This is a genomic window from Pseudonocardia nematodicida, assembly GCF_040105385.1.
In the GTDB taxonomy this organism is placed as follows: Bacteria; Actinomycetota; Actinomycetes; order Mycobacteriales; family Pseudonocardiaceae; genus Pseudonocardia; species Pseudonocardia nematodicida.
In genome coordinates, this window is sequence record NZ_JBEDNQ010000004.1 from 355,042 (window position 1) to 377,447 (window position 22,406).

General features: G+C 74.1%; 17 protein-coding genes. 11 read left to right on the plus strand and 6 right to left on the minus strand.

Features of this window, described 5'->3' with window-relative positions; translation table 11 throughout:
* The first annotated feature begins 24 nt into the window (after positions 1 to 24).
* Genes WIS52_RS12060 through WIS52_RS12070 form a run of 3 tightly spaced genes read left to right on the plus strand, consistent with a single transcriptional unit; the run spans position 25 to position 3,204 of the window.
* Positions 25 to 573, plus strand: a complete 549-nt coding sequence (locus WIS52_RS12060; RefSeq protein ID WP_349298272.1) for a cupin domain-containing protein — start codon at positions 25 to 27, stop codon at positions 571 to 573.
* 32 nt (positions 574 to 605) lie between these two features.
* Entirely contained in the window at positions 606 to 1,544 is a 939-nt protein-coding gene (locus WIS52_RS12065; protein ID WP_349298273.1) for a fumarylacetoacetate hydrolase family protein, read from the plus strand.
* A gap of 40 nt (positions 1,545 to 1,584) precedes the next feature.
* Positions 1,585 to 3,204, plus strand: a complete 1,620-nt coding sequence (locus WIS52_RS12070; protein ID WP_349298274.1) for an AMP-binding protein — start codon at positions 1,585 to 1,587, stop codon at positions 3,202 to 3,204.
* A 46-nt stretch (positions 3,205 to 3,250) separates the two neighbouring features.
* Here the strand turns inward: WIS52_RS12070 and glf are convergent, their stop codons facing one another.
* A complete protein-coding gene (gene glf, locus WIS52_RS12075) occupies positions 3,251 to 4,456 on the minus strand; it encodes a UDP-galactopyranose mutase (RefSeq protein ID WP_349298275.1) in 1,206 nt (401 codons plus the stop codon).
* A 162-nt stretch (positions 4,457 to 4,618) separates the two neighbouring features.
* On the opposite strand from glf, the gene WIS52_RS12080 reads away from it, so the two are divergent.
* The 4 genes from WIS52_RS12080 (at position 4,619) to WIS52_RS12095 (ending at position 12,141) form a co-directional block, all read left to right on the plus strand.
* Positions 4,619 to 6,682: a DUF6541 family protein gene (locus tag WIS52_RS12080; RefSeq protein ID WP_349298276.1), complete on the plus strand. Its 2,064-nt coding sequence runs from the start codon at positions 4,619 to 4,621 to the stop codon at positions 6,680 to 6,682.
* 250 nt (positions 6,683 to 6,932) lie between these two features.
* Positions 6,933 to 9,125 (plus strand): DUF6541 family protein, encoded by a 2,193-nt coding sequence (locus WIS52_RS12085; RefSeq protein ID WP_349298277.1) that lies wholly within the window; start codon positions 6,933 to 6,935, stop codon positions 9,123 to 9,125.
* A 10-nt stretch (positions 9,126 to 9,135) separates the two neighbouring features.
* Complete coding sequence (locus tag WIS52_RS12090) at positions 9,136 to 9,954, plus strand: class I SAM-dependent methyltransferase (RefSeq protein WP_349298278.1); 819 nt, start codon at positions 9,136 to 9,138, stop codon at positions 9,952 to 9,954.
* Between the two features lie 33 nt (positions 9,955 to 9,987).
* Positions 9,988 to 12,141 (plus strand): arabinofuranosyltransferase, encoded by a 2,154-nt coding sequence (locus tag WIS52_RS12095; RefSeq protein WP_349298279.1) that lies wholly within the window; start codon positions 9,988 to 9,990, stop codon positions 12,139 to 12,141.
* 6 nt (positions 12,142 to 12,147) lie between these two features.
* On the opposite strand, the gene WIS52_RS12100 is transcribed toward WIS52_RS12095, so the two are convergent.
* Complete coding sequence (locus tag WIS52_RS12100) at positions 12,148 to 12,534, minus strand: VOC family protein (protein WP_349298280.1); 387 nt, start codon at positions 12,532 to 12,534, stop codon at positions 12,148 to 12,150.
* 55 nt (positions 12,535 to 12,589) lie between these two features.
* Here WIS52_RS12100 and WIS52_RS12105 point away from each other — a divergent pair, with 55 nt between their 5' ends.
* On the plus strand, positions 12,590 to 14,161 hold the full coding sequence (locus WIS52_RS12105; protein ID WP_349298281.1) for a hypothetical protein: 1,572 nt from the start codon (positions 12,590 to 12,592) through the stop codon (positions 14,159 to 14,161).
* A gap of 207 nt (positions 14,162 to 14,368) precedes the next feature.
* Here the strand turns inward: WIS52_RS12105 and WIS52_RS12110 are convergent, their stop codons facing one another.
* On the minus strand, positions 14,369 to 15,259 hold the full coding sequence (locus WIS52_RS12110) for a glycosyltransferase family 2 protein (protein ID WP_349298282.1): 891 nt from the start codon (positions 15,257 to 15,259) through the stop codon (positions 14,369 to 14,371).
* A gap of 73 nt (positions 15,260 to 15,332) precedes the next feature.
* Between WIS52_RS12110 and WIS52_RS12115 the strand changes: the two genes are divergently transcribed.
* A complete protein-coding gene (locus WIS52_RS12115; RefSeq protein WP_349298283.1) occupies positions 15,333 to 16,415 on the plus strand; it encodes a hypothetical protein in 1,083 nt (360 codons plus the stop codon).
* Positions 16,416 to 16,466: 51 nt separating this feature from the next.
* Here the strand turns inward: WIS52_RS12115 and WIS52_RS12120 are convergent, their stop codons facing one another.
* Genes WIS52_RS12120 through pseB form a run of 3 tightly spaced genes read right to left on the minus strand, consistent with a single transcriptional unit; the run spans position 16,467 to position 19,997 of the window.
* The gene (locus WIS52_RS12120) at positions 16,467 to 17,873 is read right to left on the minus strand and encodes a lipopolysaccharide biosynthesis protein (protein WP_349298284.1); all 1,407 of its coding nucleotides are present in this window, start codon (positions 17,871 to 17,873) and stop codon (positions 16,467 to 16,469) included.
* Between the two features lie 7 nt (positions 17,874 to 17,880).
* Positions 17,881 to 19,014 (minus strand): DegT/DnrJ/EryC1/StrS family aminotransferase, encoded by a 1,134-nt coding sequence (locus WIS52_RS12125; protein ID WP_349298285.1) that lies wholly within the window; start codon positions 19,012 to 19,014, stop codon positions 17,881 to 17,883.
* Positions 19,014 to 19,997 carry a UDP-N-acetylglucosamine 4,6-dehydratase (inverting) gene (gene pseB, locus WIS52_RS12130; RefSeq protein ID WP_349298286.1) on the minus strand — a complete coding sequence of 328 codons (984 nt, stop codon included), beginning with the start codon at positions 19,995 to 19,997 and terminating at the stop codon, positions 19,014 to 19,016. The genes WIS52_RS12125 and pseB overlap by 1 nt, the downstream gene beginning before the upstream one ends.
* 81 nt (positions 19,998 to 20,078) lie before the next feature.
* On the opposite strand from pseB, the gene WIS52_RS12135 reads away from it, so the two are divergent.
* Complete coding sequence (locus WIS52_RS12135) at positions 20,079 to 20,804, plus strand: glycosyltransferase family protein (RefSeq protein WP_349298287.1); 726 nt, start codon at positions 20,079 to 20,081, stop codon at positions 20,802 to 20,804.
* Positions 20,805 to 20,809: 5 nt separating this feature from the next.
* Complete coding sequence (locus WIS52_RS12140) at positions 20,810 to 22,321, plus strand: GNAT family N-acetyltransferase (RefSeq protein ID WP_349298288.1); 1,512 nt, start codon at positions 20,810 to 20,812, stop codon at positions 22,319 to 22,321.
* Positions 22,322 to 22,406: the final 85 nt, after the last annotated feature.

The following is a 22,406-nucleotide window of genomic DNA, read 5'->3' on the forward strand; positions in this document are numbered from 1 at the left end:
ATCCGAGACAGGAGGAATTCACCGATGAGTTTCACGTTCCGGCGAGTGGTCACCGGCCACGACGCCGCAGGGTCGGCCGTCGTCGAGTCCGACGAGATCGTCCACTCGCGACCGCGGTTCGCGGGCTACGACGCCCGGGTGGCCTGGTGCACGAGCAGCTTCCCGCCGAGCAACGAGGCGATGTTCGCCGTGGCCGAGGACGGCCCGTCCACCAGGGGCGGCAGGGTGCTGTTCCGCATCGGCGAGTTCCAGCCGGGAGATGTGGTCCCGTCGAACATGCACCGGACGGAGACCCAGGACGTCGCCGTCGTCGTCTCCGGCCGGCTGGACATGGTGCTGGACAGCGGCGAGGTCGTCGAGAGTCTCGGATCCGGCGACGTCGTGGTCCAGCGCGGAACGATGCACTCCTGGGCCGTCCGCGGCGACGAACCCGTCCGGGTGGTCTTCGTCCTGATGGACGCCCAGCCTCTGCGTGTCGGCGACACGGAACTGAGCGAGGACGTCTCCGTGTTCGACGGCCGATTGCACCCCATGCTCACGAGCGGCCCGTCACCGGCTCCGCCGACCCGCTGATCATCGATGTCCCGAATCGCAAGGAGAGAACCGTGAAGTGGGTTACCTACGACGGCGGCGATGACATCCGAACGGGCGTGATCGACGGGGACGTGGTCCGGGGTCTCGCCGCGGGCACCACCCTGCTGGATCTGCTGAGTTCCGGCCATCTCGCCGAAGCGGGGGCGGATGCACTCCGTACCCCGGCCGAGGTACGCGGCCTCGAAGACGTCCGGCTGCTGGCGCCGCTCCCGCGACCGGCCTCGATCCGGGACGGGCTGTGCTTCCTCGACCATCTCCGCGGGTGCTACCGCGCGCTCGGTCGCCCGGAGGAGCTGCACCCGGCCTGGTCGGAAGCGCCGGCGTTCTACTTCGCCAACGCGGACGCGATCGTCGGCCCGTACGAGGAGGTACCGATCTCCCCCGGCTCCTCGATGTTCGATCTCGAACTGGAGGTCGGCGCCGTGATCGGACGCGGCGGCCGGGACATCCCGCCGGACCGGGCCGAGAGTCACGTCGTCGGATACACCCTCTACAACGACTGGACCGCCCGGGACCACCAGCTACGGGACATGGCCCAGGGCATCGGCATGGCGAAGAGCAAGGACAGTGCCATCACGCTCGGCCCCGCCCTGGTCACCGTCGACGAGTTGGAGCCCTACCGCCGCGACGGACGCCTCGCCATGGAACTGTCCGCGACGATCAATGGCGAGGAGCTGACCCGCGGCACCCTCGACCAGATGGACTGGACCTTCAGCGAGCTCATCTCCTACGTGTCGCGTGGCACCGATCTCCCACCCGGTTCGGTGATCGGGTCCGGAACGGTGCCTGCGGGATGCCTGCTCGAACACGTCGACACCGCGGAGCTGTCCGACTTCGCGCGGTGGCTCCGGCCCGGCGACGTCGTGAGCCTGCGCGGCGAGGGCCTCGGCGAGACCCGGCAGACCGTGCAGAAGGGGCTCGATGTCGCACCACTCCGCCCCGCAGGCTGACCGCCCGATCGTTCCGGAAGCACGCCGTCGAGGAGATCCGATGTCCGGGCTGGACACCCCACTCACCCCCCTTCACTTCCTCGCCCGCGCCGCCGAGGTGCACCCCGACCGCACGGCGGTCCTCGACGGCGTCCGGAGCTGGACCTGGTCCGAGTTCGCACGGGATGTGACCAGGCTGGCGCAGGCTCTGCGCCGCAGCCGGATCGCAGCCGGTGACCGGGTCGCGTACCTGGGGACCAACTCCGCGGAACTGCTGGCTGCGCACTTCGCCGTCCCGCTGGTGCGTGGTGTGCTCGTCGCGATCAACACCAGACTGAGCCCGGCGGAGATCGCCTACATCTGCCGACACTCCGACGCCGCAATCCTGCTCGGCGACGGCGACCTCCTCGCTGCCGCGGGTCCGGGCGGCGCGTACCCCGCCGTCCGAGAGGTCGTCGAGCTCCCCGGGCAGGACGGCGCCTACTGTTCGGTTCCAGGGTCGATCCGGTACGCCGAGCTGCTCGCACGAGGCACCGACGAGCCGATCCCGTGGGAGGTCGACGACGAGACCCGGACCATCGCCGTCAACTACACCTCCGGGACGACGGGCGAACCCAAGGGGGTCGAGTACTCCCACCGGGGTGCGTACCTCAACGCCCTGGGCGAGCTCCACCACCAAGGCTTCGGCAACGACAGCCGGTACCTGTGGACGCTGCCGATGTTCCACTGCAACGGCTGGTGCACCACCTGGGCGCTCACCGCCGCCGCCGGTACCCATGTCTGTCTCCGCGCGGTGCGCGGCGACCGGATGTGGTCATTGATCGACACGGAGGGGATCACCCATCTCGCCGGCGCGCCCGTCGTGCTCACTACGCTCGCAACGGCCGCCGAGGCGCACGCGCTCGACCGTCCGTTCACGGTGACGACCGCCGGCGCGCCGCCGAGCCCGAGGCTGATCGGTCGGATGCGCGAGCTCGGCGCCGAGGTCGTCCACGTCTACGGGCTCACCGAGACCTACGGGCCCTACGCCGTCTGCGAGGCCGGCGACACGTGGTCGAGGCTCCCCGCCGGCGAACAGGCCGAACTCCTCGCCCGCCAGGGGGTCGGCATGCTCACCGCGGACCGGGTCCGCGTCGTCCGCCGGGAGCCCGACGTCGCCGGCCACCTCGTCGACGTGACCCCCGACGGCCGCGAGCTCGGCGAGATCGTGATGCGGGGCAACTCGGTCATGAAGGGCTATCACCGCGACCCCGAGGCCACAGCGACCGCCTTCGCCGGTGGCTGGTTCCACTCCGGGGACCTGGGCGTCATGCACCCCGACGGCTACGTGAAGCTCCACGACCGGGCCAAGGACATCGTGATCAGCGGCGGCGAGAACATCTCGACCATCGAGGTCGAGCAGGCCGTCCTCAGTCATCCCGAGGTCGCCGACGTCGCCGTGATCGGTGTGCCGGACGACCGGTGGGGCGAACGCCCGAAGGCGTTCGCCGTCACGACACCGGGCGCCCAGCTCACGGCGGAGGCGCTGATGGCGCACGTTCGCGACCGCATCGCGCACTACAAGGCTCCGCGAGAGATCGACATCGTGGAACACCTGCCGAGGACCTCGACGGGAAAGGTCCGCAAGAACGAGCTCCGCGAGACGGCATGGGGCACGTGCACCGTGCGGATCCAGGGCTGAGATCCGGGAACCGCAGACGGTGCCGCGGGAGCCACGGTCAGAGCAGTCAGTCCTCCGACTCGGTCCCGGCCAGCGGCTTGCCGTCGGTGAAGTGCGGGACCAGCCGGTTCTCGTACATCGTCAGCGCCGACCCGATGGCCATGTGCATGTCGAGGTACTTGTAGGTGCCCAGCCGCCCGCCGAACAGCACGCCCTTGTTGGCGGTCTCCTTGCGGGCCAGCTCGCGGTAGCGCTCCAGCTTCGCCCGGTCGTCCGGGGTGTTGATCGGGTAGTACGGCTCGTCGCCGGCCTCGGCGAAGCGCGAGTACTCGCGCACGATGACCGTCTTGTCCTTCGGGTAGTCCCGCTCGGGGTGCATGTGCCGGAACTCGAGGATCCGGGTGAAGGGGACGTCGGCGTCGTTGTAGTTGATCACCGAGGTGCCCTGGAAGTCGCCGGTCGGCTCGACCGACATCTCGAAGTCCAGGGTGCGCCAGCCGAGCTCGCCCTCGGAGTGGTCGAAGTAGCGGTCCAGCGGTCCGGTGTAGACGACCGGGACGTCGGCCGGGAGCGCGTCGCGGACCTCGAAGTAGTCGACGTCGGTCACCACGTCGATGCCTCTGTGGTCGGCCATCCGCTCGAGCCACGCGGTGTAGCCGTCGGTCGGCAGGCCCTCGTGGGTGTCGTTGAAGTAGCGGTTGTCGTAGGTGTAGCGGACCGGGAGCCGGGTGATGATCGACGCGTCCAGCTCGGTCGGGTCGGTCTGCCACTGCTTGGCCGTGTAGCCCTTGACGAACGCCTCGTAGAGCGGGCGCCCGACGAGCGAGATCGCCTTCTCCTCGAGGTTCGTGGCCCGGCCGGTCTCCACCTCGGAGGACTGCTCCGCGATCAGCTCGCGGGCCTGGTCCGGGGTGTGCGCCTTCCCGAAGAACTGGTTGATCAGCGCCAGGTTCATCGGGAACGCGTAGACCTGCTCACCGACCCGGGCGAACACCCGGTGCTGGTAGTTCGTGAAGCTCGTGAACCGGTTGACGTAGTTCCACACCCGCTCGTTGGAGGTGTGGAACAGGTGCGCGCCGTACCGGTGGATCTCGATGCCGGTCTCGGGCTCGGCCTCGGAGTAGGCGTTGCCGCCGAGGTGGTCGCGGCGCTCCAGGACGAGCACCCGCTTGCCCAGACCGTCGGCGACCCGCTCCGCGATGGTCAGGCCGAAGAATCCGGACCCGACGACGATCAGGTCGTAGCCGCCGAGGTCGTATCCGTCGAGGTTCACGGCGGTCGAGCGTAGGCCAGCCGTGATCGACGGCGGTGACCACCCGTGACTGTCGTATCGGTACGCTTCTGCGGGGTCGCGTGAAGCGGACGTATCCGGCAACGGGTGCCGACGCCCGGGTCCCGTGCCGCCGGGCGTCCGGGGAAGGGAGGCGGCCGCGCCGTGAGCTGGCTGTCTGCCGTACCCGTCGTGCTGCTCGCCGCAGCCTGGGTGACCCTGCCCGGCCTGCTCGTGGGCCTCGCGGCCGGACTGCGCGGCGTCGCCGCCTGGGGCGCCGCCCCGATGCTGTCGGTCGGGCTGATCGCCGGATCCGCCGTGGCCGGCGGGCTGCTCGGGGTCCCGTGGAGCGGCACCGTCCCGATCGCCACCGCGCTGCTGTTCGCGGTCGTCGTGGTGGGTGTCCGGCGGCTGGTGCTGCGGCGCCCGCTCATCCCGCGGCCCGCGCAGGCGCGCGGGCATCTGGCGCAGGCGTGGGCCACGCTGCGCTCCGGCGGACCCGGCGCCCGCTGGACCGGCCTGGCCGCCCTGAGCGGTCTGGCGGTGGCCTGGGTCCTCGGTCTGCGCACCGCGATGCGGGGCATGGACACCCCGGACGCGCTGTCCCAGACCTTCGACGCGAGCTTCCACTACAACGCCGTCGCCCGGATCCTGGCGACGTCCGACGCGTCGTCGCTGACCGTCGGCGGCCTGGTCAACTCGCCCGGCTTCTACCCCTCGGCGTGGCACGGGCTCGTCTCACTGGTCGTCCCGCTGGTGCCCGGCCCGGCCGAGATCGTGATCGCCTCGAACGTGGTCGCGCTGGTGACGACGCTGCTGGTCTGGCCGCTGTCGGTGCTGCTGCTGGTGCGGACGCTGGTCGGCCGTTCGGCCGGGGCGATGCTGGCCGCACCGGTCCTGTCGCTCGGGTTCGTGGCGTTCCCCTGGACGCTGGTGACCTACGGGGCGCTGTGGCCGAACCTGCTGGGGGTCGCGCTGGTCCCCGCGGCGCTCGGGGCGGTGGCGGCCGCGGCCCGGCCCGGCACCGACGGCGCACCGGTCGGCGATGCGGGTACCGGCCGGGTGGCGCGCTGGTTCCCGCCGGTCGCCGGCGTCGTCGCACTGGGCTTCGCGCACCCCAACGCCCTGTTCGGGCTGGTCGTGCTCGCCGTCGCACCGGTGCTGTGGGGGCTGGTGAGCGCGGTCCGGCGGGGCCTGCGGACCGGCCGCGCGGCGACGGCACGGGCGGTGGCCGCAGCGACGGTGTCGGTCGCGGTGTTCTCCGGCCTGGCCTGGCTGATGTTCTTCGCCCCGCTGTTCGACGGCCTGCGCGGCTACTACTGGGAGCCGCAGACCGGCCGCGCCGGGGCGATCCTCAACGCGCTGCTGCACAGCCCGGACCGGCACGGCCCGGCCTGGGTGATGGCGCTGCTGACCGTCGCCGGGGCGGTCGTGGCGCTGCGCCGGGCCCGGACCGCGTGGCTGGTCCCGGCGCACCTCGTCGTCTGCGCGTTCTACGTCGTGGGGGCCGCGACGTGGTCCTCGGTGTGGACCGGTGTCTGGTACAACGACGCGCCCCGGATCGCCGCCCTGGTCCCGGTGACGGCCGCCCCGCTGGCGGCGCTGGGCCTGCTCGGACTGTGCGCGCTGGCCCGCCGGGTCGTGGTCGCGGCGGCCGAGCGGCTGGGCCGCGGCGCCCCCGGCGTACGGACCCGGCCGCGGGCCGCGGTGCTGGTCGCAGTGGGCCTGCTGGCCGTCGTCGTCGCCTCCGGCGGGATGTCCCAGCGGGTGCACATCGACCAGCTCGCCGGCTTCTACCAGACCCCGGAGGAGGTACTGGTCGGGCCGGAGCAGGCCGAGTTCCTCCGGCAGGCGGGCGACCTGCTGCCGGCCGACGCGGTCGTCGTGCAGAACCCGTGGGCGGGGACCGCGATGCTGTGGCCGATGACCGACCGGGAGGTGCTGTTCCCGCACCTGACCGGGATCTGGTCGGCGGAACAGCTGGTGATCGCCGAACGGCTGCGGGACGCGTCGTCGGACCCGGTCGTGTGCGCCGCGGTCGCGGACACCGGAGCGGGGTACGTGCTGACCTCGCCGCCGACCTTCTGGGCGGCCGACCCGCTGGCCCGCAACTGGCCGGGGCTCGACGACCTCGCCGACGCCGACGGCTTCGAACTGCTCGCCGACGACGGGGAGAGCGCGCTGTACCGGATCACCGCCTGCGACTCGGGCCGGGTCGTCGGGTCCTGATCGTCCGGTTTCCGGTCACACTCCCGCGTGGCGCGGTGGGTCGCGGTGGGCGGCCGGTCGCGCCCCCGGCGATACTCTGCGGAGCCTCGTGTGGCGGTGGCAGCGCAGCCCGTCGACGACGCCGTGACGCCACCCCGTCCGGTGTCGGTACGGCGTCGGCATCGGTGCCGCGGCGACGCCCCGGCCCGCGCGTGGTGAGCAGAACCGCACGCATCCGGGGCACGGCCGCCGGGGAAGGAGGCCGCCCCCGATGGGCTCACCGACCTGGCTGTCCGCCGTGCCGGTCGCGGTCGTCGCGGCGTTCTGGGTGGTCGCGCCGGGGCTGCTGGTGCTCCGCGCGGCGGGCGTCCGCGGGCTGACCGCCTGGGGCGCGGCGCCGCTGGTGTCGGTCACGCTGATCGCGGTCTCGGCCGTGCTCGGTACGCCGCTGAGCATCGGTTGGGGTCCCTGGGTCCCCCTCGGTGCGGCACTGCTGGTCGCGCTGCCCTGGACGCTCGTCCGGCTCCTGAGACACCGGCCGGCCGAGAGCCTGCCGCACCGCGGGTGGCGGACCGCGGTGCGGACCTCGGGGCCGGTCCGGCGGGTCCGGGCGACGGTGGTGCGCCTGCGGACCCCGCGCGGGATGTTCGCCGCCGGTCCGGAGCCGGTGACCGAGGCGATGCCGCAGGTCTGGCGGACCTCGGCCGAGCGCGACGGGCCCGACGGCCGGTTCGCCGGGATCGCGGCGCTCGCCGGGATCGGCGTCGGCGCGGTTCTCGGCTGGGTCACGGTCGTGCGCGGGTTCGGGCCGGTGGACGCGCTGTCGTCGACCTACGACGCGGTGTTCCACTACAGCGCCGTCGCGCACATCCTCGGGACCGGGGACGCGTCGTCGCTGACCCTGGGCACGCTCAACAGCCCGACGGCGTCGACCGCGCTGTACCCGGGGGCGTGGCACGACACCGTCTCGCTGGTCGCGATGAGCTCCGGGGCCGGGATCCCGGTGGCCACCAACCTGACCGCCTGGGCCGTGGCGACGCTGGTGTTCCCGCTGTCCGCGCTGCTGCTGGCCCGCCAGGTGCTGGGCCGCTCGACGGGGGCGGCACTCGGGGCACCGGTGCTGGCCACCGGGTTCACCGCGGTGCCCTGGATGCTGATGTCGTTCGGGGTGCTGTGGCCGAACCTGCTGGGGATCGCGCTGCTCCCGGCGGCGGTGGCCGCGCTGGGAGGAGCCTGCCACGTGGCCCGCGATGCGGTGCTGCGGCCGTCCGGTGCGCTGCTGCTCTTCGTCGCGACGGTGCCCGGGCTGGCGCTCTCGCACCCGAACTCGGTGTTCAGCCTGGCTGTGATCGGGCTGTTCCCGGTGCTGTGGGGCGTCGGGCGGCTGGCCCGCCGGCGGCTCGCGACCCGGCGGTTCTGGCAGCCGGTGCTCGCCGCCGCGCTGCTCGCGACCCTGGTGGCCGGCACGCTCTGGATGATGATCGAGTCCCCGCTGCTGGCGGGGGTGCGCAGCTTCGACTGGCCGGCCTTCACCGACACCCCGGGCGCGATCGCGCAGGTCGCGACCAACAGCATGAACCGGACCCCGGAGCTCGCCGTGCTGTCCGCGCTCGTGCTGGTCGGGATGGTGGGCGCGCTGCGGCGGTTCACGACGTCCTGGCTGGTCCCGGCGCACCTGGCGTCCGGGTACCTGTACGTACTGGCCGCGTCCCGGGAGGACGAGCTGACCGCCGCGCTGACCGGTGCCTGGTACAACGACTCGTACCGGCTGGCCGCGATGGTGCCGGTCACCGGCGTCGCGCTGGCGGTGGTCGGCCTGCTGAGCGTGGCCGAGCTGGCCCGCGGGGTCTTCGGGCTGGTGCCGGCCGGGCGGCCGGTCGCGCGGCGCCGTGGGTTCACCGCGGCCGTCGCGGCGGCGGTCCTGACCGTCCTGGTCGTGGCCTCGGGCGGGCTGAACGTGTCGGTGCACGCGGACGCGCTGGCCGGGCCGTACCGCTACACCGCCGAGCAGCTCCTCGAGCCGGGCCAGCGGCAGTTCCTGGTCGAGGCGGGCACCCTGCTGCCGCCGGACGCCGTCGTCGCCGAGAACCCCTACACCGGCAACGTGCTGCTGTACCCGCTCACCGGCCGGCAGGTGCTCTTCCCGCACATGAACGGGAGCTGGAGCCCGGACCAGCTGGTGATCGCGCAACGACTGCGGGACGCGGCCGTCGACCCCACGGTGTGCGACGCCGTCGCCACCACCGGCACGACCCACGTCCTGACCGGGGACGTGACGTTCTGGCCGTGGGACGGCCGCTCCGGCAACTACCCGGGACTGCAGGACCTCGGCGCCGTCGAGGGCTTCGAGTTCCTCGGCGCGGGCGGCGGGAGCGAGCTGTGGCGGATCACGGCCTGCGATGCCGGCCCGTCCGTCGCGGACGGCCCGGACGACGACGTGCCCGGCCCCGGTCCGCAGCAGTGACCCCGATACGGTGAGTGATCCCCCGACCGCCGAACCGGGAGCCCCCGACGTGAACGCGAACGAGCAGTCCGATCTCCCGCAGTACGAGCGCTCCCTGCGGATGGTCGAGCGCCGCCGGCTCGCGACCGGGTTCGCCCGCCAGATCGCGATCACCACCGAGCCGTTCCTGGACAAGCCGTTCGCCGAGTGCCGGGTGGTCGACATCGGGTGCGGCTACGGCTACACGGCGCTGGAGCTGGCCGGGATGTGCCGCGACGTCGTCGGGATCGAGCCGAACGCGGCGCTGGCCGCGCAGGCCAACCGGCTCGCGGCCGAGGGCGGCGCGGACAACTTCACGTTCCGGGTGCAGGGCATCGGCGAGTTCGGGCACGGCGCCGACGCGGGTGCGTTCGACGTCGCCGTGCTGGACAACGTGCTCGAACACCTCGACGACCAGCCGGACGCCCTGGAGCGGATCTCGTCCTGCCTGCGCCCGGGCGGGGTCGCCTACATCCTGGTGCCGAACCGGTGGTGGCCGATCGAGGCGCACTACTCGCTGCCGTTCCTGGCCTGGCTGCCGCTGCCGCTGGCGAACCGCTACCTGCGGGCCTCCGGCCGCGGCTCGGACTACACCGACGCCTCCTACGCCCCGAGCTGGCTGCGGATGCGGAAGCTCCTCGCGCGCCACCCCGAGCTCGACGCCCGGTTCACCGTCCCCGGCGACGTCAGCCTCGCCGAGGGCGGCGGGTCACGGCTCTACTCGACCGGGGTCGCGGCGCTGCGCCGGTTCCCGGCGCTGTGGGCGATCTCCAAGGCGTTCCTCGTCGTCGCGGTGAAGAAGCCGGCCTGAGGCGACGTGCGAGGGGAGCGCGATCGCGGGGCCGTGCGCCCCGGACCGGACGCAGCCGGGCCGGACCCGCTCCGGCGCCGCCGCGCCGCGCTCGTCGATCTGCTCCTCGGCCCGGTCGTCGCCGTCGGGGTGGCCGGGGCCGTGCTGTTCGCGGTGGACGGCATCGAGTTCCCGGCGGACTCGAACGTCGGGCTGGCGCTGACCGCGACCGGTGGCGCGCTGATCGCGATCCTGCTGGCCGCGGCGGGGTGGTCCAGCCGGTTCGGTGCTCCCCTGGCCTGGATCGGGCTGGCCGCGCTGCCGGCCTGGCCGCTCGCGCTGTTCCTGGCGCACACACCGCACTACCTGTTCGGGGTGTCCGGGGACCAGCAGTTCCGGGTGGAGTTCCTGACCCGGTTCGCCGACTCGGCGCGGCTCGCGGACTTCGCCTACGCCGACCTCCCGCCGTACTACCCGGCGGCCTGGTTCTGGGTCGGCGGCCGCGCGGCGGCGCTGCTCGGCGTGGAGGCGTGGGCGTTCCACAAGGCGTTCTCGATCGCGACGATCGCGGTGACCGCGGTACTCGCCTACGGGCTGTGGACGCTGGTCACCACGCGGCGCCGGGCGCTGGGGGCGGCGGTGGCGACGACCCTGGCCGGGCTGGCGACGCTGGCCGCGTACACGCCGTACTCGTGGCTGACCGCGGCACTGGTCCCGCCGCTGGCGGTGCTGGGCCTGCGGCTGGTCCGGCGGGGTCCGCGGGGGCCGTGGCTGCGCACCGCTCTGACGGCCGGGCTGGTGCTCGGCTGCGCCGCGGTGACGCACACCCAGATCCTGGTGTTCGCCTCGTTCGTGCTGGTGGTGATCGCCGCCGACGGGCTGCTGGTCCGCCGGGTCCCACCGGCCCGGCTCGCGGTCACCGTCGGTGTCGTGGTGGCGGTGTCGGTGCCGATCGCGCTGGTGCACTGGCTGCCCTACCTGCTGGCCTCGGCCGGTGAACCCACCTACAGCGCGGGTCAGCACTTCCTCGCCGAGTCCGGGTCGCGCTGGCCGCTGCCGATGCTGGAGCCGACCGCGCTCGGGGCGCTCTGCCTCGCCGGGACGGTGTGGATCGTCCTGCGGTCCGGCCGGTCGGAGGTGGCTCGCGCGCTCGCGGTGACGGTGGCCTGCGGGTACGCGTGGTACCTGCTGTCGACGGTCGTGCTCGCGGCGGGGACGACGTTGCTGGCGTTCCGGATCGAGCCGATCCTCACCGCGGCCCTGGCCTGTGGTGCGGTGTGGGGGGCGGGCGAGGTGCTGGCGGCCGTCCGGGCGCGGGCGGCGGCCCGTGCCGCTCCGGGCGAAGCCTCGGAGCCGGCCGGCGCGGCCTCCGGTGGACCGGCGGGGTCGCCGGCCGACGCTCCCGGCGTGACGGCCGGGACGGACGCCGAGTGGCTGACGGCTCCGATCGGCCGCGTGGCCGAGACGACCGCCCGTGCCGATCCCGAGGAGCGGCCCCGTTCGCACCAGGCGGCGGAGCCGAGCGCCCCCACCGGGCCCGCCGGCCGCGGAGAACGGGCCTCCTCGCGCCGGACCGCCCGGGCGGTATCGGCCCGGGACCGCGGGCGGCCGGCCGCCGCGGTGCTCGCCGTGCTCGCCGCCGTCGCCGTCCTGGCGCAGGTGCAGACGGTGCCCGAGACCTACGCCTGGGCCGGCCCGGCGCAGGACGTCCTGCCCGACGGCCGCGCCCCCGACGGCGCCCGCGACGACGCCGAGCCGGACGCCCGGCTCGGCGAGCTGCGGTCCACGGTGGACGGTCTGACCGGCCGGGCGCCGCGCGCGGTCGTGCTGGCGAGCGCGAACCAGAAGCTGCTCACCTACACGCCGTACTTCTCGTTCCAGGTCTCGATCCCGCAGTACGCGAACCCGCTGGCCGACTTCCCGGCCCGCACCGACGAGCTGCGCCGGTGGGCGGCCGCGGCGGACCCGCGCGCCCTGCTCGCCGCGCTGGACGCCTCGCCCTACCGGGCGCCGTCGGTGTTCGTGTTCAGCCGCACGGAAGCGGGCGACCTGCAGCTCCCGACGGCCGAGGACCGGTTCCCGAACCCCGACTCCGGTGCGCCGCCGGCCACCTTCGACCCGCAGCTGTTCGACGACCCGGCCTGGCAGCGCCGGGACGTGGGGCCGTACGCGGTGCTGGTCCGCGCGGACGTGCCACCCGTCCCCTGACCGCGATCACATCTCGACGATGGTGATCACGTTCCCGTCCGGGTCCTTCACCATGAACAGCGCCGGCGCGCCCGGCTCCGGCTGCTCGGGCAGGTCGTCCATGTCGACCCCGCCGATGGCGGACAGCCGGGCGTGCTCGGCCTTCAGGTCCGGGGTCTCGACGCCGATCGCGCTGCCACCCGGGTCACCGAACATCGGCGGGTTGAGCGCGATCCGCGCGGTGGACCCGGGCGGGGCGACCTCGAGCCAGCGGTACTCGCCGTTCTCCCCGAAACGGGAGTCACCGCGGACCTCGTAGCCGAGCTTCTCGGTGTAGAACGCGCAGGCGGCGTCCTGGTCGGCGACGGTGAACATCACGACGCCGATGTTGCTGACGGTGGTGGGTGTACTCATACTTCCTACGACCGCGATGCAGGTCACAACTCATCGGTGCGCCAGACTCCGGGGCATGTTGACCGCGCCCCGCCGTGCGACCGAGACCGAGTCGCGCGACCCGGACCGGCCTCCCCGCCTGGCCGGACGGGCCGTCCTGCTGGTCGCGGCACTGGCCGCGCTGGCCGCCGGGATCGTCGTGTGCTGGTCGGTGACGGTCGACGACGCCTACATCACCTACCGGTACTCGGCGAACCTGGCGGACGGCTTCGGCCCGACCTGGAACCCCGGCGGCGACCCCGTCGAGGGCTTCACGAACTTCGCCTGGATGGCCTGGCACGCCCCCTGGGTGTGGCTCGGGGTGCCGCTCCCGGTCGTCTCCAAGCTGACCGCGGCGGCGTGCGCGGGGGCGATCGTGTGGATCCTGGTGACCGAGCCGCGCAGCCGGACGGGCGCGCTCGTCGCGGCCGGCAGCTTCGCGCTGTTCCTGCCCACCTGGATCCACGTCGACTCCGGGCTCGAGACGGCGCCGTTCGCGCTCGTCGTGCTGCGGGCCGTGGTGCTCGCGGCCCGGCTGCTGCGCGACCCGGACGCGCGCGTGCGCCCGTGGGAGATCCCCGCGCTGCTGCTGCTCGCCGGGATGCTGCGTCCGGACGGCGTGCTGGGCGTCACGCCGCCGTTGCTGGTGTGGCTGTGGGTGCGCCGCCGGGACCGCGCGACGTGGCTGTGGACGGCCGTCATCGGCGCCGCCGGGGCCGGCTACATGGCCGCCCGCTGGGCCTACTACGGCCACCCGCTGCCCAACACCTTCTACGTGAAGGTCGGCGTCGAGGCCGCGACCGACGGCCGGTGGATCCAGATGACGGCGGCGACCTTCCTGCCGCTGCTGGCCTTCGCCGTCGCCGCGCTGTTCCGGGCCCGCACGGCGCTCCCGGCCGCGCTGGCGCTGGCGAGCTGCACCGCCCTGTGGATCATCCCGGCGCTGTCCGCGCCGGCCATGGACTACCTGTCCCGGTTCGCCTGGCACGGCTTCCCGGTGCTGTGCCTGGCCGCGGCCTGGGCCCTGGACACCGTCGAGCTCCGGCGGGTGGCGGCCGGCGCGGCCGCCGTCGCCGTGGCGTGGACGACGGCCGCCGGGTTCCTCGCCCCGGACGCGCGGACGCTGGTGCACTACGGCGACGACCTGCGACGCGCACACGTCGCGGTCGGGCTCGCTCTGGCCGAGGCCGACGTGCCGGCCGACCGGCGCTCGCTCGCGGTCTCCGACGCCGGCGCGATCCCGTACTACTCGGGCTGGCGCTCCACCGACTACATCGGACTGAACGACGAGCGGATCGCGCACGGCGCGAACCCGACCGACGTGGTGCTCGCCGACGACCCGACCGTCGTCGTGGTGACCAGCGCGTCGCCCGAGCTGCCACCGGGGTCCTGGCGGACGGACATCCCGCGGGTGGTGGGTGACCGCGAGCTCGTCGGGGTGGCGCAGATGCGTCCGGCGTACTTCCAGCTGGTCTACGCGGACCCGGACGTCGCGCCGCGGGTGCGCGCGGCGCTGGACCGGCAGCTCGCCCGGGCCCGCGCGGAGACCGACAGCACGCTCGAGCCGACCTGGTCCCGCTGGACCGACCGGCTGCTGGGCCGCAGCTGACCCGCTCGCCCGCGCCCGCTCGAGACCCGTCTGCGCCGCTCGCGACCAGTCGGCGGCCGCCGCGACCCGTCGACGCCTGCCGCGACCCCCGCCGAGGTCGCCGCGGTACCCCGGACGTCGCGGCGCGGGCCCACAGGTCGCGGCGACCGCCCGCGGGTCGCGTCAGCAGCGGCCCGGCGAGGGGTGGCGACGGCGGCGCGGCCGGCGTCAGCGGGTCAGGAGGTGGTGTGCCAGGGCACGCAGCGCCGCGGTGTCCCGGCGCAGGGCGGCGCCCGGAAGTTGCACCGCCGCGTTGAGCCGCGACGACACGTGCCGGCGGGCCGCCCGGGCCGCCCTCGGCCAGCCGCGCGCCGCCATCCGGGCCGCCTCGGCCGCGAAGTAGCGCCGCTCCTCGGCGAACCGGTTGCCCGCCGTCGCACCGGACCCGGAGTCGCTGGAGCGGTGCCGCCGGTAGCGGAAGCAGACGTGGTCGTCGACCACGATCGAGCCGCCGCTCGCGATCACCTCGATCGGCAGCGCGAGATCGAACACGTCCGCCGACTCCGGGATCCCGCCGGCCTTGAGCGCGTCGGTCCGCCAGCACAGCGACGGGTTGTAGAGCCAGTTCCCGCGCAGCAGGCTCACCGCGAGCGGCTCCCCGGACAGCTCGCGCGGACCCGTCCCGGACGGAGCCAGCACGGCCTTGACCCGGTCGGCGAGCGGGCGCACCGGCCGGTCCGCCTCGTCCATGATCTCCACCCCTGGCTGGACGACGGCGGCCTCCGGGTGCTGCTCGTGCAGCGCGAGGACGGTGTCGAGGTAGTCGGTGCGCATCAGGTCGTCGGCGCCCATCATCACGAAGTACGGGAGCTCGACCGCCTCGATGCAGAAGCGGTTGTTCGGCTGGGCGCCGAGCCGGCGCGGGTTGCGGCGGTAGCGGACGCGGTCGTCGTCCAGCGCGGCGAACCAGGGCTCGATCGTGTCGTCGGGGTAGCCGTCGTCGACGACGGTCAGCCGCCAGTCGGTGCGGTGCTGGTCCAGCACGCTGCGCACCGCGCGGCGCAGCAGGTCCGGGTCCCCGTAGAAGGGGAGCATCACGTCGACTGTTGCCGGGCGCACGTGCCCGACGGTAGCCGCCGGGCCCATCGTTACGATCGTCCGGCCTCTCCCCTCGCGCCCCGGAGCCACGGTCTTGGACATCCAGAACCACTATTACGGCCACTCGGCCGTGCTCGCCGCCTACGCCGGGCTGCCCCGGCCGCGGCACGTCTCCGGGCTGCTGCAGCACGGCTGGACGGCCGTCTCGCCGGTCGCCGCGCACTTCGCGGACTTCCCGAACGTCGGCGTCCCGGGCCGGTCGGGCACGCCGTCGCGCAGGCTGCTGGTCTGGTCGCACCACTGTCGCGGCTGGTCCCCGGCCGACGAGTCCCGCCCCACCACCCCGGTCGGCGCGCCGGTGCTCTACCTCGAGCGCCTGCTGCAGGCGCAGGGCTGGTCCCGGTCGGGCTCGCTCGGTCCGGTGTTCGTCCCGTTCCACGGCACCCGGCTGGTCCGGGTGACCGGCGCGCACGCCGAGCTGGCGCGGCAGGTGGCGAAGGTCGACGGCCCCTCCACCGTGTGCCTGCACCACGAGGACATGACCGACCCGGAGATCACCTCGGCCTGGGCGGACGCCGGGCACCGGCTGGTCACCGCCGGTCGCCGGGACGACCCGCGGTTCCTGCTGCGGATCATGCACCTGGCCGGGAACGCGAGCCGGCTGTCGTCGAACCGGCTGTCCACCGCGGTGCTGTACGCGGCCGCGCTCGGCACCCCGGCCGCGGTGTGGGGCGACCCGCTGACGTTCGGGGCGCAGTCGTCGTCGGCGGTCGAGGAGCTGCGGGCGACCTGGCCGGAGTTCCACACCGCCGATCCGGACGACGGGTCGCGGCCCGCCACCGGCGCCGCCGAGGCGGACGCCGCCGCCACCGCGCTGGCCCGCCGGGAGCTGGGCGCCGACCACCTGCTCGAGCCCGAGGCGCTGCGCGAGGTGCTGGGCTGGAACGGCCGGGCGAACCCGGTCCCGGCGCTGCAGTACTACGCGGGGTCGCCGCTGGCCAAGGTCGCGATGGTGCTGGGGCTGACCAAGCGGTCCACGGCGAGCACCCAGGCGATGTCGGCCGGGAGCTCGAACCCCCTGCTGTGGCTGCGCAACCCCCTCGCGGCCCTGCCGAGGCCGCTGCCCGAGGGGCTGCCGACGCCGGTGAGGACACAGGAGGCGCTCCGCGCCCTGTGAGTACTTTTCGGGGTCAGGACCCCGAAAAGTACTCACAGGGCGCGGCAGCGCCTACCGGCGGAAGATCCGCCGCACCAGCCACAGCAACACGACGCCGAGCCCCACGGCCAGCCCGAACCGCGCGACGAGCCACCCGACCCCCTCGGCCGGCAGCAACGCCCCCAGCGTGCAGACGGCGACCCCGGCCAGGATCGGCAGGAGCAGCACCGTCTCCCGCCAGCCGGTCGGGGACACCCGGCGGCGCAGCAGCGAGGTGCCGATCGCCAGCGCGAGGTAGATCAGCGGGAACCCGACGGCCATCGCCGTCATCGACCCGCTGCGGGCCAGCAGCACCGCGACGGCCAGACCGGCGACCAGGCTGACCGGGCTCGCGAAGGCCAGCCCGGTGCTGCGCCCGGAGGCGAACACCAGGTGCACGTTGGCCAGGTAGGCGACGCTGACCACCGCGCCGGCGGCGGTCACCCCGACGACCGGCACGAGCTCGGCGGGCGCGAACTGGACCGGGGCGAGGAACCGCAGCAGGAACGGCGCGAGCAGCGCGACCCCGCCGGAGAGCGCGACGGTCACCATCGCGACGTCGCGGGCGGTGCGTTCCAGCGCGGCGCCGCGCTCGGCCTCCGGGGTGCGGTAGACCACCGGCGCCCAGGCGTTGTTCAGCGCCGAGACGATCAGCGCGGGTGCGGCGCCGAGCAGCAGCGCGATCTGCATCCGGCCGCCGTTCTCGACGCCGAAGTAACGGGTCGCGATGATCACCAGCGCGTTCTGCACGAGCAGCAGGGCGACCAGGTGCGGGACGGCCGGCAGCCCGATCCTCAACGCGCGGCCGAAGTCGCCGCGTGCGGTACGGGGGCGGCCGCCGCGCAGCGCCAGCACGAGCCCGGCCAGTCCGGCGGCGAGGTAGCCGAGCAGCAGGCCGAACAGGTAGTCGTCGGCGTCGCTGTCGTGCCAGAGCACCAGCGCGAGGCCGAGCAGCGGCCCGCCGAGCGTGGCCACGCCGGACATCACCACGAACGGGACCGGGCGGTCCTGCACCCGCAGGAACGCCTGGGCGTTGAGCACCGCGGCGAACCCGGCGGCGGCGAGCGCGGCGAACGCCAGCCCGGACTGCCACGGCACCGACAGCACCGGCTCGCTCCACAGCGGACCGGCGAGCACCGCCGCGACGACCAGCAGCGCCGACAGCACGCTGCCCTGCAGCACCAGCGCCCTGGCTCCGTCCACACCGGAGCGGCCCATGATCCCCTGCCGGGTGATCGAGGACCCGAGCCCGAGACCGACGACCATCGCGCCGACCTGGACCAGGATCAGCCCGATCGCGACGATGCCGTACTCCTCGCGGCCGAGCACGCGGGTCACGATCGGGGTGACCAGCACGTTCGCCAGGATCGGCGCGACCGTGCCGAGGGTGTAGAGCGAACCGCGACCGAGGACGTCCCTGCTGGCGTTCGTGGTGCTCACACCCCGCTCATTCCCCGTGCCCGAAGAACTCCCGCACCAGCGCGGCGACCCGGTCGACGTCGGCGTCGGTCAGGTCCGGGAACAGCGGCAGCGAGAGCTGCTGGGAGTAGTACTCCTCGGCGTTCGGGCACAGGCCGCGGCGGTAGCCGAGGTCGGCGAACACCGGGTGCCAGTAGGCCGGGATGTAGTTGACCTGCACGCCGATCTCCCGCGAGCGCAGGAACTCGAACAGCTCCCGGCGACGCCCGTCGAGCACCCGCAGCGGGTAGAGGTGCCAGGCCGGCTCGGCGCCCTCGCGCCGCGACGGGGTGCGGACCTCGGACACGTCGGCCAGCGCGGCGTCGTAGCGGGCGTGGATCTCCGCGCGGCGCGCCGTGAACGCGGCAAGCCTCGTGAGCTGCGACGACCCGAGGGCGGCGAGCAGGTCGGGCAGCCGGTAGTTCAGGCCGAACGCGTGCACCTCCTGGTGCCACGGGCCCTCGTCCGGGAACCGTTGTACGGCCTTGTCCCGCACCAGGCCGTGGTTGCGGAACGAGCGGGCGCCGGCGTCGAGGTCGGCGCGCGTCGACACGACCGCGCCGCCCTCGGCGGTGGTGAGGTTCTTGGTCGGGAAGAAGCTCAGCGTCGTGAGATCGGCCAGGTCGCCGACCGGGCGGCCGTGCCAGGTGCCGCCGACCGAGTGCGCGGCGTCCTCCAGGAGCAGCGCGCCGGCCTCCTGCGCGAGAGCACGGAGCGGGTCGGCGTCGATCGGGTGCCCCGCGTAGTCGACGCCCGCGACGACCGTCGTGGAGGACGTCAGCGCGGCCTTCGCCGCGTCCGGGTCCAGGTTCCCGGTGTCCTCGCTGACGTCCGCGAAGATCACGTTCGCGCCCAGCAGCGCCGCCGCGGACGCGGTGGCGACGAACGTCAACGGCGCGACGACGACGTCCTGTCCCGGCCCGACACCGGCCGCGGCGTAGGCGACGTGCAGCGCCGCGGTCCCGCTGGTCACGGCCACGGCGCGGTGCCCGCCGCAGACCGCGGACAGGTCCTCCTCGAACCGGGACACGGCCGGGCCGGTGGTCAGCCAGTCGGTCCCCAGGACCGCGGTGACCGCCTCGACGTCGGCGGACGAGATCGACTGCCGGCCGTAGGGGAGCATCAGTCGAGCGCCTCGACCATGTCGCGCAGCTGCGCCGGGGACAGCCACAGGTCGTTGGTGTCCGACCGGTAGGCCTGCCCGTCCGGTACCGGCTCGCCGTCGGTGGGCGAGGTGTAGCCCCAGCCGGCGATGTAGGGCTCGACGACGTAGCGGTCGGCCAGCTTGCGGGTCCGCCGCGAGTCGTCGCCGGCGATCATCTCCTCGTGCAGCTTCTCGCCCGGCCGGATCCCGATCTCGTGGGTCGCGGCGCCGGGGGCGATGGCCTCGGCGAGGTCGGTCATCCGCATCGACGGGATGCGCGGCACGTACAGCTCGCCGCCCTGCATCATGTCGAACGAGTCGATCACGAACTTGACCGCGTCCGGCAACGTGATCCAGAACCGGGTCATCCGCTTGTCGGTGATCGGCAGCGACTGCCCCTCGGCGGCCAGCTTCTTGAACAGCGGCACGACCGAGCCGCGGCTGCCGAGCACGTTGCCGTAGCGGACCACGGCGAACCGGGTCTCGTAGGCGGCCGCGTAGTGGTTGGCGGAGACGAACAGCCGGTCGGCGCAGAGCTTGGTGGCGCCGTAGAGGTTGATCGGGCTCGACGCCTTGTCCGTCGAGAGCGCGACGACCTTCTTCACGCCGGAGTCGATCGCGGCCTCGACGACGTTCTGCGAGCCCTCGACATTGGTCCGGATGAACTCGAACGGGTTGTACTCGGCGGTGTCGACCTGCTTGAGCGCGGCGGCGTGCACGACGTAGTCGACGCCGTGCATGGCGCGCTTGAGGCGGTCGCGGTCCCGGATGTCACCGAGGAACCAGCGCAGCCGCGGGTCGTCGCCGAACATCTGGCGGCACTCGTACTGCTTCAGCTCGTCCCGGGACAGGATCACCAGGCGACGCGGGTCGTAGCGGTCCAGCAAGGTGCGCACGAACGCCTTGCCGAAGGACCCCGTCCCGCCCGTGACCAGGACCGACGAGCCCTCGAGTACCGACATCACGCCTCCACATCCGCGGGTTTCTCCCGCCGGGCATGATGGCACGCGGCGAATCGGCGGAATCGAAGCAGGTAGCGCGCAGTGCGGATCAACGCGGTCATCCAGGCACGGACGGGGTCCTCGCGGCTCCCGGGGAAGGTGCTGCGGACGCTCGGCGGCCGCGCGGTGCTGGACCGGGTGGTCGACGCCGCCCGGGACGCCCCCGGGATCGACCGGGTGCTGGTCGCGACGTCGACGGCCCCCGGCGACGACGCCGTGGCCGAGCAGTCCGCGGCGCTGGGCGTCGACGTGGTGCGCGGCTCCGAGGACGACGTGCTGGCCCGGTTCGTCCAGGCCGCCGACGAGTACCCGTGCGACGCCGTGGTCAGGCTCACCGCCGACTGCCCGCTGCTCGACCCGGAGCTGGTCGGCCTGGTCGCCGCCACCTGGCGGAACGCCCCCGGGCACGACTACGTCGCGACCACACTGGTCCGGACGCTGCCGCGCGGTCTCGACGTCGAGCTGGCCCGCACCGACGCCCTGCAGGCGCTCGCCGGGACCGCGACCGGGCACGACCGGATCCACGTGATGACCGGCCTCTACGGCGACCCGGACCGGTTCCGCTGCCTCGGGATCGTCGTCGCCCCGGCCGCGGACGACCTGCGGGTCACCCTGGACACCGCCGAGGACGCCGACCTGCTCGACGGCCTCGTGGAGGCCCTCGACGGCCGTCGCGACTGGCGGTCGGTGGTCTCGGTGCTGCGCTCGCGCCCGGACCTGGTGGCGCGCAACGCGCACGTCCGGCAGAAGACCCTCGCGGAAGGCTGAGACAGGTGCGCCTGCTGCTGCGCTGCGACGCCGGTGCGACGACCGGCGTCGGGCACGCCGTCCGGTGCGCTGCCGTCGCCGAGGCCGCCCGCGCGGCCGGGCACGAGGTGTTCTGGTCCGGGCACCTCGACGGCCTCGGCTGGCTGTGGGCCGGGCTGGACGGCGGGACCCCCGGGGCGGGTCCGCCCGGAACGGTGCTGCCGGTGACCGACGACCTCGTCGCGCTGTGCGCGGAGCACCGGATCGACGCCGTGCACGCGGACCACTACCTGCTCGCTGACGACCTGCGGGCGACGCTGAACGCGGCCGGGATCGTGCTGTCCACAGTGGAGGACTTCACGACCGGGCGGCGGCCGGGCGACGTCGTCGTCGACCCGAACCTGGGTGCCGACGAGCATCCCCGTCCCGACGACGGGTCGCCGACGCTGCTGCGCGGCCCCGCGTTCGCGCCGCTGCGCGCGGCGGCCCGGCGGGCCAGGGCGACGCGCGCGGCGTCCGATGCGGACGGTGCCGGTGTCCCCCGGGTGCTCGTGGTCATGGGCGGCACCGACGCGGCCGGGCTCCTCCCCCGCGTCGTCGCCGCGCTGGCCGCGGCCGGCGTCCCGGCCGAGGTCGACGTCGTCGTCCCCGGCGGGCGCGCGCTCGACCTGCCCACCGGCGGTCCCGCCCGGTTCCGGGCGACCGGGACGTTGCCGGACCTGCCGGCCGCGATGGCCGAGGCGGACCTGGTGGTCAGCGCGGCCGGCACGACGGTGTGGGAGCTGTGCTGCGTCGGCGTCGGCATGGCACTGGTCCGGGTGGCGGACAACCAGACCGAGGGCTACCGGACGGTCGTCGCGGCCGGCGCCGCGGCCGGTCTCGGTGACGCCGCGGACCTGACCGATCCGGCACCCGCGGCGGCCCTGCTGCGCGACCTGCTCACCGACCCGGCTCGCCGGGCCGAGCTGGCGGCGACGGCCCGCACGGTCGTCGACGGGGAGGGCGCGGCCCGGATCGTCACCGCGATCGCCACGGCCGTCGACACCGCGCCCGTCGCGACGTCCGTGCCGCGAGCCGGCGCCGTGCGGGCCCGGCGGGCGACTCTCGACGACGCCGAGATGCTGCTCGCCTGGCGCAACGACGCCGAGACCCGCCGCTGGTCCCGCTCGACCGGCGAGATCGACCTCGCCGACCACCGGCGCTGGCTCGCCGGGTCGCTGGCCCGCGACGACCGGATGCTGCTGGTGGTCTCCGACGCCGGCGGCCCGGTCGGCACCGTGCGCTGGGACCGCGAGTGCTCCGGCTGGGAGGTGTCGATCACGGTCGCACCGGACCGGCGGGGCGCCGGGCTGGCGGTGCCGCTGCTGCGCGCCGGGGAGGACGCGCTGCGGGCGGTCACCGGAGCCGGGACGCCCGCGATCGCGTGCGTGCACCGGGACAACGCGGCCTCGGCGCGGCTGTTCGCCCGGGCGGGCTACCTCGACGACGGCGCCGGACCGGACGACGACGGCTTCCGCACCCTGCACCGGACGCTGTGAGCGGGCCATCCGGGCACATCGTCGCAATTCGGTCGCCGTGGCGCACCACTGTGGTCATGACAACAGCACCGCGGTGATCGCAACC